The sequence below is a fragment of the Rhodococcus aerolatus genome (assembly GCF_054783215.1).
Genome location: NZ_BAAGQZ010000033.1, coordinates 1 through 14,904 on the forward strand (window position 1 = coordinate 1; position 14,904 = coordinate 14,904).

11 protein-coding genes are annotated in these 14,904 nt (G+C 77.8%); 1 reads left to right on the top strand and 10 read right to left on the bottom strand.

Features of this window, described 5'->3' with window-relative positions; genetic code table 11:
• Nucleotides 1-276: 276 nt before the first annotated feature.
• The 5 genes from ACYVOF_RS12755 to ACYVOF_RS12775 all read right to left on the bottom strand — a co-directional run bounded on the left by ACYVOF_RS12755 (nucleotide 277) and on the right by ACYVOF_RS12775 (nucleotide 6,149).
• A complete protein-coding gene (locus ACYVOF_RS12755; protein WP_460867024.1) occupies nucleotides 277-1,128 on the bottom strand; it encodes a shikimate dehydrogenase in 852 nt (283 codons plus the stop codon).
• Nucleotides 1,115-2,449: an endolytic transglycosylase MltG gene (locus tag ACYVOF_RS12760; RefSeq protein WP_460867026.1), complete on the bottom strand. Its 1,335-nt coding sequence runs from the start codon at nucleotides 2,447-2,449 to the stop codon at nucleotides 1,115-1,117. Before ACYVOF_RS12760 ends, ACYVOF_RS12755 begins: the two co-directional genes overlap by 14 nt.
• Nucleotides 2,446-2,982, bottom strand: coding sequence for a Holliday junction resolvase RuvX (gene ruvX, locus ACYVOF_RS12765; RefSeq protein WP_460867028.1), 537 nt, complete (start codon nucleotides 2,980-2,982; stop codon nucleotides 2,446-2,448). Before ruvX ends, ACYVOF_RS12760 begins: the two co-directional genes overlap by 4 nt.
• Nucleotides 2,979-5,654, bottom strand: coding sequence for an alanine--tRNA ligase (gene alaS, locus ACYVOF_RS12770; protein WP_460867029.1), 2,676 nt, complete (start codon nucleotides 5,652-5,654; stop codon nucleotides 2,979-2,981). The genes ruvX and alaS overlap by 4 nt, the downstream gene beginning before the upstream one ends.
• Nucleotides 5,655-5,756: 102 nt before the next feature.
• Nucleotides 5,757-6,149, bottom strand: a complete 393-nt coding sequence (locus tag ACYVOF_RS12775; RefSeq protein ID WP_460867031.1) for a hypothetical protein — start codon at nucleotides 6,147-6,149, stop codon at nucleotides 5,757-5,759.
• Nucleotides 6,150-6,379: 230 nt separating this feature from the next.
• Between ACYVOF_RS12775 and ACYVOF_RS12780 the strand changes: the two genes are divergently transcribed.
• Nucleotides 6,380-7,696: a M18 family aminopeptidase gene (locus ACYVOF_RS12780; protein ID WP_460867033.1), complete on the top strand. Its 1,317-nt coding sequence runs from the start codon at nucleotides 6,380-6,382 to the stop codon at nucleotides 7,694-7,696.
• 16 nt (nucleotides 7,697-7,712) lie between these two features.
• Here the strand turns inward: ACYVOF_RS12780 and ACYVOF_RS12785 are convergent, their stop codons facing one another.
• The 5 genes from ACYVOF_RS12785 to ACYVOF_RS12805 form a co-directional block, all read right to left on the bottom strand.
• Nucleotides 7,713-9,110, bottom strand: coding sequence for a replication-associated recombination protein A (locus ACYVOF_RS12785; protein WP_460867034.1), 1,398 nt, complete (start codon nucleotides 9,108-9,110; stop codon nucleotides 7,713-7,715).
• Nucleotides 9,111-9,112: 2 nt separating this feature from the next.
• Nucleotides 9,113-10,318 (bottom strand): phosphotransferase family protein, encoded by a 1,206-nt coding sequence (locus tag ACYVOF_RS12790; RefSeq protein WP_460867036.1) that lies wholly within the window; start codon nucleotides 10,316-10,318, stop codon nucleotides 9,113-9,115.
• Between the two features lie 53 nt (nucleotides 10,319-10,371).
• Nucleotides 10,372-11,379, bottom strand: coding sequence for a zinc-binding metallopeptidase family protein (locus ACYVOF_RS12795; protein WP_460867037.1), 1,008 nt, complete (start codon nucleotides 11,377-11,379; stop codon nucleotides 10,372-10,374).
• 119 nt (nucleotides 11,380-11,498) lie between these two features.
• The gene (locus ACYVOF_RS12800; protein WP_460867039.1) at nucleotides 11,499-12,428 is read right to left on the bottom strand and encodes a transglutaminase family protein; all 930 of its coding nucleotides are present in this window, start codon (nucleotides 12,426-12,428) and stop codon (nucleotides 11,499-11,501) included.
• Complete coding sequence (locus ACYVOF_RS12805; protein WP_460867040.1) at nucleotides 12,425-14,800, bottom strand: circularly permuted type 2 ATP-grasp protein; 2,376 nt, start codon at nucleotides 14,798-14,800, stop codon at nucleotides 12,425-12,427. The genes ACYVOF_RS12800 and ACYVOF_RS12805 overlap by 4 nt, the downstream gene beginning before the upstream one ends.
• Between the last annotated feature and the right edge of the window lie 104 nt (nucleotides 14,801-14,904).

The following is a 14,904-nucleotide window of genomic DNA, read 5'->3' on the forward strand; positions in this document are numbered from 1 at the left end:
GAGCGCGACCGCCCCGCCGCCGAGCGCCACGCCCGTGCGGGGCAGCGGCACGGGCCGGGACGCGCCGAGCAGGGCCCGGCGGCCGAGGACGAGCGCCGCGAGCACGAGGCACGCCACGAGCAGGGACCCGGCGGTGGGCGGCAGCAGGGTGGTCACCGGCCGATCGTCGCGGCGCGCGGCCCGCCGCGGGACGGGCGTCGGGCACCTGGGGACCGACGCGACCGTGCGTCCACACCCGGGCCGCCGGGGGTTGCGCCGCGGGCCCCGACGTGGTGCTCAGCCGGGCGGGGCCGCCAGCGCGGCCGCCATCGCCGCGCGGGGGGCGGGCAGCCCGGTGAAGGCCTCGACCTGCCCGAAGGCCTGGTGCAGCAGCACCCGGGCGCCGCCGACCACCCGGCCGCCGCGGGCCAGCACGGCCGCGGCGAGGGGGGTGGGCCACGGGTGGTAGACGACGTCGAGCAGGGACCGCACCGGGGCCAGGGCGTCCACGAGCGCCGCCTGCGCGTCCGCGGGGACCGTCGACACGCACGCCGCCGCGGCCCCGGCCTCCGCCGTCACGGCGTCGAGGCGCACCACCCGGAGCGGGACCCCCAGCCGCTCGGCCGTGGCGCGCACCCCGTCGGCGCGGGCGGGCTCCCGCACGGCGACGACCACCTCCGCCACCTGCTCCCGGGCCAGCGCGGCGACCACGGCCCGCGCCGTGCCCCCCGCCCCGAGCACGAGCACGGGGCGCCCGGCGACGTCGGGCCGGCCGTGCCCCAGCTCGGCCAGCGCCCCGGCGGCGCCGTCGACGTCGGTGCAGTCGGCCCACCAGCCCCCGTCGCGGCGCACCAGGGTGTTGGCCGCGCCGACGGCGGCGGAGCGCTCCGAGCGGGTGTCGGCCCGCCCCAGCGCGGCCAGCTTGGCCGGCATCGTCACCGACAGCCCCACCCACTCCGGGCCGAGCCCGTCGACCAGCGGGGCGAGCCCGGCGGCGTCGCACTCGACCCGGGTGTAGGTCCAGCCGGTCAGCCCGAGCGCGGCGTAGGCGGCCCGGTGCAGGTCCGGGGAGCGGGAGTGCCCGACGGGCGAGCCGAGCACGGCCGCCCGGCGGGGTGTCGACGCCTGCGCCGGCTCAGCCGAAGACACCGTTGGCCTGGGCCAGCCGGATCGCGGCCTCGTGGTCGGCGAAGGAGGTGGAGAACACCGTGGTGCCCTGCGTGTCCACGGTGACGAAGTACAGCCACGTGCCGTCGGCGGGCTGCTCGGCGGCGGTGAGGGCGGCGTCGCCCGGCGACGAGATCGGCGTCTTGGGCAGGCCCGGGGTGGCGTAGGTGTTCCACGGGGTGACCGTGGCGCGGGCGGCGTCGGTGGTGGCGACGGCCTGCACGTCGAGCGGGTAGTTGACGGTCGAGTCGAACTCCAGCTTCTGGCCGACCGCGAGGCGGTTGTAGATCACCCGGGCCACCTTGGCGAAGTCGGCGGGCAGCGCCTCGCGCTCCACCAGCGAGGCGACGGTGAGCACCTGGTAGGGGTCGAGCCCGGCCACCGGTGCCCCGTCGAGCAGGCCGGTCGCCTGGAACGAGGCCGCCGAGGTGGTGAGCACCTGGTTGAGCAGCTGGGTGGCGGTGGTGCCGGGGGCGACGTCGTAGCTGCCCGGGCGGATGAGCCCCTCGAGGCGCTTGCCCGCGTCGGTCGCGGCGGTGACGGCGGGGCGGGCGAACTCCGGGACCCCCAGCGCGTCGAGGTCGGCGGTGGCCGCCGCGGTGCGCAGGTCGGCGACGTCGACGCAGCTCCGGGTGCCGTTGATGGTGGCGCAGGAGGCCTGGGAGAGCATCGACAGGATGCCGGGGGTGACCTGCCCGGTGGAGCCGGTGACGTCGTCGAGCTGGCGGCCCTCGGGGATGACGAGGGTGCCGACGCGGGCGTCGGGGGCCAGCAGGTCGGTCACGGCCTGGGTGCCGGGGATGTTGGTGGGCAGCACGTAGTAGCCGGGCTGCACGGAGGTCACGGCGGCGTTCGTCCGCGCCGCCTCGTTGAAGGCGGCCGCGCTGGCGACGACGCCGCGGTCGGCGAGCGTGGCCCCGATCTGGGCCGACGTGTCGCCCGAGGCGACGCGGACGACGACCTCGGGGCCCGCGGGGCCGGCGAAGTCCGGGGTGCTGCTGGAGCCGAAGCTGCCCAGCAGCGCCCGGCCGCCGACCACGACCCCGGCGACCACGCCGAGCAGCACGACGACGGCGACGACCGTGCCGAGCCGGCGGCGCCGGCGGGCGACCGTGCGCCGCTGCTCGGCACGCCGGGCCTGAGCCCGCCGCCGCGGCGGCAGCGAGCCCTCGGCGTCCTCGACGTGGCGGGGCACGGCCCGTGAGCTGCCCCAGGCGTCCGGGCGGTCCCACCCGTCGTCCCGGCGGCCGCGGGGCTCGTCGTCCTCGGGGTGGCCGAGCAGGCCGAGGTCGTCGTCGCTCACGCCTGCTCCTCCACGTCGGCGGCCGCGGCGGCGGCCAGGGTGCGTCGGCGGCCGTCGAGCCACCCCTGCAGGATCGCCACCGCGGCGGCCTGGTCGATGACCGCGCGCTGGCGGGCGCCCCGCACCCCGCGCTCGGCCAGGGTGCGCGTCGCGGTCACGGTGGTGAACCGCTCGTCGGACAGCCGGACGGGCACGGGGTCCACCCTCTCACCGAGCAGCCGGGCGTAGCGGGAGGCGCTCTGCGCGGCCGCCCCGTGCTCGGCCCGCAGGGTCCGGGGCAGCCCGACGACGACCTCGACGCAGTCGTGCTCGGCCGCGAGGGCCGCGACCCGCAGCAGGTCCGGTGCGTCGGGCCGGGTGCTGCCGCGCTGCCGGGCCACGGTCTCGACGGGGGTGGCCACCAGGCCGTCCGGGTCGCTGACCGCGACCCCCACCCGCACCGAGCCGACGTCGACGCCGAGGCGCCGGCCCCGGCCGGGGTCGTCGTGGCCGGGTCGGTCGGGGTCGGTGCGGTCGGGGCCGTCCACCGTCATGCCCCGGCGGCCAGGTGGGCACGCAGCGCCGCCACCGCGTCGGGCACCGCGGCGGGCTCGGTGCCGCCACCCTGGGCCATGTCGGGCTTGCCCCCGCCCCGCGCGCCGAGCACCGCGGCGAAGCTGGGCACCAGGGCTCCTGCCGCCACCCCGGCCTCGCGTGCGGCGGCGGTGGTGGCGACGACGAAGGACACCTTCTCCCCCGCCGGGGCGAACAGCGCCACGACGCCCGGGCGGGCACCGAGGCGGGCGCGCACGTCGGTGGCCAGGGTGCGCAGGTCGCCGCCGGTGACGCCCTCGGGCACCGCGGTGGCCACGAGGTCGACCGCGCCGACCCGTTCCGCGCCGTCGGCCAGGCCCGCGGCGGAGGCCAGCACCTGCCGGGCGCGCACGGCCTCGAGCTCGCGCTCGGCGACGCGCAGCCGCTCGAGCAGGGCCTCGACCCGGGCGGGCACCTCCGCGTCGGGCACCTTGAGCACCGCGGCCAGGCCCTGGAGGAGCGCCCGCTCGGCGGCCAGGTGGCGGAAGGCGTCGTGGCCGACGAAGGCCTCGACGCGGCGCACCCCGGACCCGACCGAGGACTCCGCGGTGAGCGTCACCGGGCCCACCTGCGAGGAGTGGGTGACGTGGGTGCCGCCGCACAGCTCGCGGGAGAAGGGCCCGCCGATCTCCACGACGCGCACCTCCTCGTCGTAGGTCTCCCCGAACAGGGCCAGCGCGCCGAGCTCGCGGGCGCCGCCCATGTCGGTGTGCAGCACCCGCACGGCCAGGTCGTCCCGGACGGCGCGGTTGGTGACGTCCTCGACCTCGCTGCGGGTGGCCGCGCTCAGCCCGCCCTGCCAGGCGAAGTCGAGCCGCAGGTAGCCGGGCTTGTTGTAGGAGCCGGACTGCACCGCGGTGGGCCCGAGCACGTGGCGCAGGGCCGCGTGGACCAGGTGGGTGCCGGAGTGCGCCTGGCGCGCCCCGACCCGCCACTCCGGGTCGACCTGGGCGAGCACGGCCTGGCCCTCGGCCACCTCGCCCTCGGCCACGCGCACCCGGTGCACCCAGAGCTGCTTGGCCACCTTCTGCACGTCGAGCACCTCGAGCCGGGCACCCGGGGCGGTGATGGTGCCGGCGTCGGCCTCCTGCCCGCCCGACTCGGCGTAGAGCGGGGTGCGGTCGAGGACGAGCTCGACGGTCTGGCCCTGGGTGGCCGCGGCGACGCGGGCCCCGTCGGCCAGCAGGCCGCGCACGGTCGCCTCGCTGGTCAGCTCGTCGTAGCCGGTGAAGTCCGTCGGGCCCTGGGCCAGCAGCTCGCGGTAGGCGGAGAGGTCGCCGTGCCCGGTCTTGTTGCGCTGCGCGTCGGCCTTGGCGCGGTCGCGCTGCTCCGCCATGAGGGCCCGGAAGCCGGGCTCGTCGACGGTGAGGCCCGCCTCGGCCGCCATCTCCAGGGTCAGGTCGATGGGGAACCCGTAGGTGTCGTGCAGCGCGAACGCGCGGTCGCCGGCGATGACGGTCGAGCCGGCGGCGCGCACCTGCTCGGCGGCGGTGTCGAACAGCGTCGAGCCGGCCTCGAGGGTGCGCCGGAACGCGGTCTCCTCGCCCACCGCAGCCCGCTCGATGCGCTCGGCGTCGCTGACGAGCTCGGGGTAGGACGGGCCCATGGTCTCGCGGACCACGGCGACGAAGCGCGCCATGCTGGGCTCGGTGATGCCGAGCAGCCGGGCCGCGCGGACGATGCGGCGCAGCAGCCGGCGCAGCACGTAGCCGCGGCCGTCGTTGCCGGGGGTGACCCCGTCGGCGATGAGCATGACCCCGGTGCGCGCGTGGTCGGCGATGACGCGGAAGCGGACGTCGTCGGCGGTGCCCTGCTCGCCGCCCGCGCCGTAGCGGCGCCCCGAGAGCTCCTCGGCGACGGCGATCACCGGGCGCACCAGGTCGGTCTCGTAGACGTTCTCCACGCCCTGCAGCAGCATCGCGACCCGCTCGACGCCCATGCCGGTGTCGATGTTCTGCCGGGGCAGCGGGCCGAGGATCTCGAAGTCGTCCTTGCCGATCCCCGCGCCGCGCTCGTTCTGCATGAACACGAGGTTCCAGACCTCGATGTAGCGGTCGGAGTCCACCGCCGGGCCGCCCTCGGCACCGTGCTCGGGGCCGCGGTCGAAGAAGATCTCCGAGTCCGGGCCGCACGGGCCGGGGATGCCCATGGACCAGTAGTTGTCGGCCTTGCCCAGGCGCTGGATGCGCTCCAGCGGCACCCCGGCGACCTCCTGCCACAGCCCGATCGTCTCGTCGTCGTCGAGGTAGACGGTCACCCACAGCCGCTCCGGGTCGAACCCGTAGCCGCCGTCGTCCTGGCTGCGGGTGAGCAGCGACCAGGCGAACGCGATGGCCTCGCGCTTGAAGTAGTCGCCGAAGGAGAAGTTGCCCGCCATCTGGAAGAACGTGTTGTGCCGGGTCGTGACCCCGACGTTCTCGATGTCCCCGGTGCGCACGCACTTCTGCACGCTGGTCGCCCGCGGGTAGGGCGCAGGCACCTGGCCGAGGAAGTAGGGGACGAACGGCACCATGCCGGCGTTGACGAACAGCAGGTTCGGGTCGTCGAGGAGCAGCGACGCGCTGGGCACCAGGGTGTGGCCGGAGGCGGTGAAGTGGTCGAGGAACCGGCGGCGGATCTCGTGGGTCTGCACTGTGCGTCCTTCGCTCGCGGTGCCGGGCCGGTCCGGGTCCCGGGTCGGGGACGCGCGGGCGCGGCGCGGCAGGGCCTGTGGGTGGCGGCCGGTGGGCCGCCGTCAGCCCGGGGGCTGCTGCGGGTCGGGGCCGGACTCCTCCGGCGGGACCCAGGCGTGCCGGCCGGAGGGCTCCGGGCGCGGGCGGGGCCAGGGCGCCGGGGTGGGCCGGGCCGTGCTCACCGTGGGGCGCTCGGGCGGGGCGGGGTCGGGCACCTCGGTGGCGGGGTCGGGAACCTCGGTGGCGGGGACCGGGGCCTCGGTCGCCGGGGTGGTCGCGGCACCGGACGCGGGGCCCTCGGCGGGTCCCCCCGCGGGGGTGGCGCCGAGCGCGACCCGGGTGGCCGCGGCCAGCACGGGCGGGCCCGGCTCGGCCTCGGTGCGCCGCGCGACCACCCGGCCGCCCAGGATCCCCACGGCCACGCCCAGGGCCATCCAGCCCAGCCGCGCGATCACCGTGGCACCCCGGCGGTGGGCACCGTGCGTCGCTGCACCAGCACCTCGTCGACCTCCCTGCGTCGTCGGGCGCGTCGTGCACCCGGGCCCCCGTCGGCGACGGCGGCGTCCTGTCGTGCGGTCACGCTACCGGGCGCACCGCGGACCGACCGCCCCGTGCGTGCCCGGTGGGGTCGGCGGCGGTGCCCGCGGGGGCGGGCCGGACGCCCGCACGTGGCAGGGTCGCGGTCGTGACGGACCACACCTCCGGGGTCGACAGCACCCCCGGCACGACCGCACCCGCACCGACCGGCGACGACCTGCGGGCGTTCGTCGACGCCGCGCCCTCGCCGTCGCACTCGGTGGCCGAGGCGACCCGGCGGCTGCGCGCGGCGGGGTTCACCGAGCTCGCCGAGGCCGACCGGTGGGCGCTGCGCCCCGGCGACCGGCGCTACGTGGTGCGCGGCGGGGGCAGCCTGGTGGCGCTGCGGGTGGGCACCGACGCCCCGGCCGCGGCCGGCTTCCGGCTCGTCGGCGCCCACACCGACTCCCCCACCTTCAAGGTGCGTCCCCGCTCCGACGTGCACCGCTCCGGGTACCGGCTGGTGGGGGTCGAGCCCTACGGCGGGCTGCTCGCCCACACCTGGCTGGACCGCGAGCTGACGGTCGCCGGGAGGGTCGTGCTGCGCGGCGGCGCGGTGCGGCTGGTGGTGCTGCCGGGTGCCCCGCTGCGGTTCCCGTCGCTGGCGATCCACCTCGACCGGTCCGTGCGGGAGGGCCTGGTGCTCGACCCGCAGCAGCACCTCGTGCCCGTCTGGGGCGCCGAGCTGGGCACCGAGCCGGGGCTGCGCGAGGCCGTCGCGGCCGCCGCCGGCGTGGGGGTCGAGGAGGTGGTGGGCCACGACCTGGTGCTCGCCGACACCCAGCCGGCCGCGCGTGCCGGCGCGGACGGGTCCTGGGTGGCGGCGCCCCGGCTGGACAACCAGTCCAGCTGCCACGCGGGCACCCACGCCCTGCTCGCCGCCGCCCCCGCCGCCCACACCCAGGTGCTGGTGGCCAACGACCACGAGGAGGTGGGCAGCGGGTCCGCGGAGGGCGCCCGCGGGTCCTTCCTCGCCGACGTGCTGGCCCGCGTGGTCGCCGCCACCGGGGACCCGGACCCGCAGGCGCTGCACCAGGCCGTGGCCCGATCGAGGCTGGTCTCCGCCGACGTCTCCCACGCCGTGCACCCCACCCGGGGCGAGCGCCACGAGCCGGCCCACACCCCGGTGCTCGGCGGTGGTCCCGTGGTCAAGCTCAACGCCAACCAGGCCTACGCCACCGACGCCCGCAGCGGCGGCTGGTTCACCGAGCGGTGCGAGGCGGTCGGGGTCCCGGTGCAGCACTTCGTGTCCCGCGCCGACCTGCCCTGCGGGTCGACCATCGGGCCGCTCACCGCCACCCGGCTGGGCATCTCCACCGTCGACGTGGGCAACCCGGTGCTGGGGATGCACTCCTGCCGCGAGCTGGCCTCGGCCGACGACGTGCCGCTGATGGTGCGCGCGCTGGTGTCCTGCCTGCAGGACTGACGCCGGGGCGGCCGGTCTAGCGGGCCAGGCCCCGGACGATGCGGCGCAGCCGGCCCAGCCGCTCGCCCACGCCGCGCTCGTGGCCGTGCGGGGTGGGGGCGTAGTAGTCGCGCCCGACGAGCTCGTCGGGCGGGTACTGCTGGGTGAGCACCCCGTCGGGGTGGTCGTGGGGGTATCGGTAGCCGACGGCGCTGCCCTGGGCCTGCGCCCCGGCGTAGTGGCCGTCGCGCAGGTGCGGCGGGACCGGACCCGCCCCGCCCGCGGCGACGTCGGCCAGCGCGGCCGAGAGCGCGGCCACGACCCCGGGTGACTTCGGGGCGGTCGCCAGGTGGATCGTGGCCTGCGCCAGGGCGAGGCGGGCCTCGGGCATGCCGATGAGCGCCACCGCCTGCGCGGCGGCGGTCGCGGTCAGCAGGGCGGTCGGGTCGGCCATGCCGACGTCCTCGCTGGCGTGGACCACCAGCCGGCGGGCGATGAAGCGGGGGTCCTCCCCCGCGGTGATCATCCGCGCCAGGTAGTGCAGCGCGGCGTCGACGTCCGAGCCGCGGATCGACTTGATGAAGGCGCTGATGACGTCGTAGTGCTGGTCGCCGTCGCGGTCGTAGCGCACCGCCGCGGTGTCGACGGCCGCCTCGACCACGGCCAGGTCCACCGTCGCGGGGTCCTCCGGCGTGCCGCCCACGGCGCCCGCGGCGGCCTCCAGCGCGGTCAGCGCGCGGCGGGCGTCCCCGGAGGCCAGGCGCACCAGGTGGTCCTCGGCGTCCGCGGCGAGCACGACCCGGCCATCCAGGCCCCGGGGGTCGGTGACCGCCCGGCGGACCAGGGCGCGGACGTCCTCGGCCCCCAGCGGGCGCAGCGCCAGCACCAGGGACCGGGAGAGCAGGGGTGAGACGACCGAGAACGACGGGTTCTCGGTGGTGGCGGCGACGAGCAGCACCACCCGGTCCTCCACCGCGCCGAGCAGCGCGTCCTGCTGGGTCTTGGAGAAGCGGTGCACCTCGTCGATGAACAGCACGGTCTGCTCGCCGTGCACCAACCGGCGCCGGGCCAGCTCGATCACGGCGCGGACCTCCTTGACCCCGGCGCTGAGCGCGCTGAGGGCCTCGAAGCGCCGGCCGGTGGCGTGCGAGACCAGGGTGGCCAGCGTGGTCTTGCCGGTGCCGGGTGGGCCGTGCAGCAGCACCGACGCCGGGGCGGCGCCCTCGACCAGGCGGCGCAGCGGGGCGCCGGGGCCCAGCAGGTGGTCCTGGCCGAGGACCTCCTCGAGCGAGGCGGGGCGCATCCGCACGGCCAGCGGGGCGTCGGGGCGGACCGCGGCGGGGGCCCGGCGGGGCGCGTCCTGCGGCGGGCCGACGGGCTCGACGCCGGGGGCCACGTCGAACAGACCGTCCTCGGCCGCGTCCGGCTCGGTCACGCTCAGGCCCCGAGCGCCCCGGCGACCGCGCGGGCGTGGGCGGCCACGGCGTCCTCGTCGAGGGCGTCGGCCGTGGCGGCCAGCCGGGACCAGCGGGTGGCCAGCACCTCGGCGCGGGGGTGGGCCAGGGTGTGGACGCTGCTGGGGCCGCGGCGGGCCGGTGCGGCGGGCAGGAACCAGTGGGTGCTCGCCCACACCCACAGCAGCTGGGCGTCGAGCAGCCGGGTGGCCAGCGCCGCGTCGTCGGCCAGCTGCGGCCACACGCCGACGACCTCCGAGCGCCAGGCCTGCACCAGGTCGCCCGCCTGGCCGGCGGAGAGCTCCGCCGAGCACCAGCAGTCGGGGAACGGCACGAGCATGTAGGCCGCGTCGAGGGCCACGTCGCGGAACCCGCCGTCCTCGAAGTCGAGGAACTTGACCCCGTCGGAGGTGACCAGGGCGTTGCCGGGGCACAGGTCCGACGGGCTGAACGCCCGCAGGCCGCCGTCGAGCAGCCGCTCGCACCGCGCCGCCCGCTCGAGCACGGCGTCGGGGGTGGGCACCCCCAGGTGCGTCCCCAGCAGCGCGGGCAGCTCGGCGAGCGCCGTGCGGGCGGGTGCAGCCAGGGGGTCGACCCAGGCGGAGTCGTCGCTGCGGCGCAGCAGCGCGGCGAAGTCCTGCTCCCGGCCCGCGGTGGCGGCGTGCAGCCGGCCCAGCGCCTGCGCCCACGCCATGAGCGCGTGGTGCAGGTCCGCCCCGTCGTGGGAGGCGATGACCTCCGCCATGGTCGGGGCCGACCCCAGGTCACCGAGCACGAGGAGCTGGGAGTCGACGTCGTAGCCGACCAGCGCCGCGCCCGGGCGGCGGTCGGCGTGCAGGGCGGTGGCGAACTGGTAGGAGACGACCTCGCGCAGGAAGGCCTGGCGCTCCTCGGCGGCCGAGCGGCTCGCGCCGACGTCGAGCAGCGGGCCGTGCTCGCGGTCGGTGCCGCGGGCGGGGCGGACCTGCTTGACCACCAGGGTGCGCGGCAGGGAGAAGGGGTTCTCCGCGACCCGCACGCGCAGCACCACCGAGCGGCCGCTGCCCCCCAGGTCCTCCGGGTCGGCCAGCACCACCGGCGCCCCGGTGCGGCGGGCCAGCAGCCGCTCCGCGCTGTCGAGGACGTCCGAGACCGGGTCGAGGACGGTGGTGGGGGTCGGGGTCGTCGCGGTGGGGGTCGAGGAGGGCATCGACTCGACCGTACCGTCCACGCCCGACTCGTCCGGCTCCGTCACGCCCGGGGTCAGGAGCTCGCCCCCGTCACCAGCTCGTGGACGAAGGCCATCTTCTCCAGGACCCGGCCGCGCAGCACGAACGGGTAGAGGTCGGCGTGGCCCATGGAGCGGTTGATCATGTTCAGCGACCAGGCGAGCGGCAGCCACAGCTCGATGATGCGGTCGAAGCCGACCCGGCCGGGCACGGGGCCCTCCAGCGTCATGCCGGCCGGGGCGAAGCCGAAGGCGGCGGCGGTGTCGAGGGTGTCGCGGATGTGCAGGTAGTGGGCGAAGGTCTCCGCCCAGTCCTCCGCGGGGTGCATCGTGGCGTAGGAGGAGACGTGGTCCTGCTCCCAGCCGTCGGGCGCGCCCTGGGAGTAGTGCCGGTCGAGCGCGGCCTGGTAGTCGCTGGCCGGGTCGCCGAACAGCTCGGTGAAGCGCGGCAGCTCGGGCCCGGCGCCGACCAGCACCGTGAAGTAGTAGTGGCCGGTCTCGTGGCGGAAGTGCCCCAGCAGGGTGCGGTACGGCTCCTCCATCGACACCCGCAGCTGCTCGCGGTGCACGTCGTCGCCCTCGGCGAGGTCGAGGGTGATGACCCCGCTCGCGTGCCCGGTGATGACGTTCGTGCTCGAGCTGTCCAGCAGGTCGAAGCAGAGCCCGCCGTCGGGGTCGACGCTGCGGCCGGTGATGGGCAGGCCCAGCTCGGTCAGCTCCACGACGAGCCGCCGCTTGGCCGCCTCGGCGTCGCCGAACGCGCCCATGGCGTCGCTGCTCGCGGCCGGTCGGGTGCGGGTGAGCGCGCAGGAGGCGCACATGCCCTCGCTGGCCGTGGTGGGGGCCAGCCAGTTGCACCGCGCGGTGCGGGCGCAGGCGCAGCGCTCGTGGACCACGCCGTCGACGCTGACCGTCTGGTTCTCGTCGAGCACCCGCAGCTGGCGCTCCGGCAGGCTGTAGCCGAGGCGGCTGTGGCAGTGCAGGCACTCGGTGTTCTCGAAGGCGAGGCGTTGGCCACACGTGGTGCAGGCGAAGTCGCGCATGGCGGTGGGAGCTCCTGGGGTGGGGGTGCCGGGACGGGCCGCGGGTCGGCCGACGGTCCGCGGCGCCCGGGGAACCGTAACGACGCCCCGGGGCGGCTGCCCAACGATCCGGGGCCCGCTCAGCCCGCCCCGTCCGCCGCCGGGGGCGGGGCGACGTCGACGGAGACGTGCATCCGGCTCGACGCGGCCTCGGTGTGGATGATGCCGCGCAGCGGGCTGACGTCGACGAAATCCCGACCCCGGGCCACCACGGTGTAGCGGTCGTCGACGACGCAGTCGTTGGTCGGGTCCAGGCCCAGCCAGCCGCCCCCGGGCAGGGCGGCCTCCAGCCAGGCGTGGGTGGCGTCGGCCCCCACCACGCGCTCGCGGCCCGGCGGCGGGGCCGTCGCGAGGTAGCCGGAGACGTAGCGGGCGGCGAGGCCGTGCGAGCGCAGGCAGGCCAGGGCGAGGCGGGCGAAGTCCTGGCAGACCCCCGCCCGCGCGGCGAGCACCTCCGCGACCCGGGTGGCGTTGGTGGTCGAGCCCGAGGCGTAGGTGAACCCGGTGTGGATGCGGTGGGTGAGGTCCGCCAGCGCCTCCCCCACCGGCCGGCCGGGCCGCAGCGACACCGCGGCGAAGGCGCGGACGTCGTCGTCGACCTCCGGCGGCTGCAGGTCGAGCACCGCCGCGACCGCCCGGGCGGTGGTGGCCGGGTCGGGGTCGTCGGGGTCGGGCCCGTCGGGGTGGCCGGACCAGCGCGGCCGGGCGTCCTCCCACGGCCGGGCGAGGACGTCGTCGGCGTGCTGCGGGGTCGACGTCTCCACCTCGGTCACGGCGGTGACGACGAGCCGGCGGTGCGGGGTGGTGACCTCGTAGTAGAGCTGGGCGTTGCCGTGCTCGTCGTCGGACTCGGCGAGGTCGTCGGGGGTCGGCTCGACGGTGAGCTCGTGGGCGAGGACGCGCTGCCCCGGGCCGTCGAGCGGGCGCAGGTGGGCGCGGCCGTAGGAGGCGGTCACGTCGGCGTCGTAGTCGTAGGTGGTGCGGTGGACGATCCGCAGCCGGCGGCTCACCGGGAGCCCCGGGCGGCGGACTGCTCGAGCTGGCGGGCCGGGGACGGCAGCCGCAGGTGGGTCGCCACCACGGCCCCGCCGAGCTCGCGCAGCTGCTCGTGCAGGTCCTCGAGCAGCTCGGCGAGCCGGGTGCGGCGGCCGTCGTCGCCCACCCGGTCGAGCTCGGCGACCTCGGTGCGGCGCAGCGTGGCCAGCACCTGCTCGACCAGCAGCTCGGGCCGTGACGCCCCGGTGGCCTCGGGCAGCGACCGCAGCGCGGCCCCGGCGGCCGCGACCTGGTGGGCCACGCCCCGCGGGTTGCCCGGGTCGAGCAGCAGCAGCTCCAGCGCCGCGCCCGCGTCGGCCCGGCCCCGGCTGCGGCGGCGGTGGGTGACGACCGACTCGGTGGCCACCAGCACGGTCTCCACCAGCGGGTCCTCGGTGAGCCGGTCCCGGGCCGGACCCAGCGAGCCCGCGAGCAGCGCGGTGACCTGCTGCGCGCGCTCGACCCGGCGCCCCGTCTCCAGCAGGTACCAGCCCGGGTCGCGGACCATGTTCTCCGCGACCAGGCCGGACAGCGCCAGCAGCCCGGTGAGCGTGGCCTGGGCGGCGGCCCGCCACGACGCGGGCCCGCGGGACCGCCGGGCGGCCGCCAGGGCGTCGTCGACCACGGAGAGCACCGCCCAGGTGTCGCCGCTGAGCTGCTCGCGGACCCCGCGGGCGGCGGTCGCCGCGGCCGCCACGGACGCGGCGACGGAGCCGGGGGTGGCGGGGTCGGCGAGCAGCCGGGTGGCGGGGACGTCCGGGTGGTCGGCCTCGGGGGCGAGGGCGACCAGCAGCGCGCGGGCGGCCGGGTGGGCGCCCCAGTTTCCGTCGTGCACGGCCAGCAGCACCCGGGCCAGGCCCTCGGCGCGCTCGGCGTAGCGGCCCAGCCAGTGCAGGTCCGACAGCACCCGGGGCGAGCCCAGGGCCACCGCGACGGGCCGGCGCGGGGTCGCGGGGGCGACCGCCCCGGCGGAGGTCTCGACGGGGTGCGCGGCCCGGACCCAGACGTCCTTCGCGGCGCCGCTGCGGGGCAGCCCGCCCGCGGGGTCGGGCACCACCACGCGGCCCAGCGCGCCGGGCAACGCGGTGGGCCCGGCGGGGGTGTCCACGGTGAACACCCGCAGCCCCACCCCCGCCGAGCCGACGGTGCCCCCCGAGCCCAGCACCGGCGAGGCGGCGAAGTCGACGAGCTCGCGGCCCACCCAGCGCCACGGGGCGGCGGCCAGCTCCTCGGCCCAGCGGGTGCGGGCGGCGGCGTCGAGGGTGCGCGGGGTCAGCACCCGGCCGTCGGCCAGGTCGTGCACGACGAGGTCGTCGGCGCGGGCGAGCACGTGCGAGCGGGAGGCGGGGTCCCCGCACCACCAGGTGGGCACCGACGGCAGGACGAGGTCCTCGTCGAGCAGGGCCCGGCACAGGGCGGGCAGGAAGGCGGGCAGCGCCGGGTTCTCCCCCGCCAGCGCGCCGAGGCCGTTGACCACCCGCACCCCGCCGCGGCGGACCACCTCGGTCAGCCCGCTCACCCCCAGCTGCGAGCTGCGACGCAGGTCGAGCGGGTCGGCGAAGTCGGCGTCGACGCGGCGCAGCAGCACGTCGACGCGCTGGTCGTCGCCCAGCGAGCGCATCCACAGCGCGCCGCGGTGCACGGTCAGGTCGGCGCTCTGCACCAGCGGCAGGCCCAGCGACGCGGCCAGGTAGGCCTGGTCGAACGCGGTCTCGGAGTGGCTGCCCGGGCTGAGCACCACCACGAGCGGGTCCTCCACCGCCGGGGGCGCGGCCGCGCGCAGCGCCGCGGCGAGGGCCCGGGTGAAGCCGGTCAGGGGCAGCGGGGCGGTCTCGGCGACGTGCTCGGGCACGGCGCGGGCCAGCACGCGGCGGTCGGCCAGCGCGTAGCCGAGGCCGGACGGGGCCTGGGTGCGGTCGGTCAGCGCGAGCACGCCCCCGGCGGCGGTGCGGGCGAGGTCGACGGCGTGCAGCAGCAGCGCCCCGGGGCCGTCGGTGCCGTGCGCCCCGGGCAGGTGCCCGTGGTGGCCGAGCACCACCTCCGGCGGCAGCAGGCCCCGGGCCAGCAGGGTGCGGGGGCCCGCCAGGTCGGACACCACCGCGGCGAGCAGCCGGGAGCGCTGCTCCACCCCGGCGGCGAGGGCGGCGAACTCGTCCTCGTCCACCACGAGCGGGACGGCGTCGAGCTTCCAGGGCTGCGGCTGCGGGTCGGTCTCCCGGCCCGCCTCGCCGGTCGGGGTGTAGGTGATGCCGTCGGCCGCCACGAGCCGGCGCACGCGGGCCGCGAGCTCGGCCGGGTCGCCGGCGTCACGCAGGTCCGCGCCGGGCGCGTCGACGGTCAGGCCCACCCGTGCTCCCCGGCTGTGCTGCGCCGGGGGTGTTCCCGGCCGGGGCGAGCGTAGCCAGGCGGCGCGCCCGGCCCGGCCACCCCGTGCCCGCGGGGCGGGCGCAC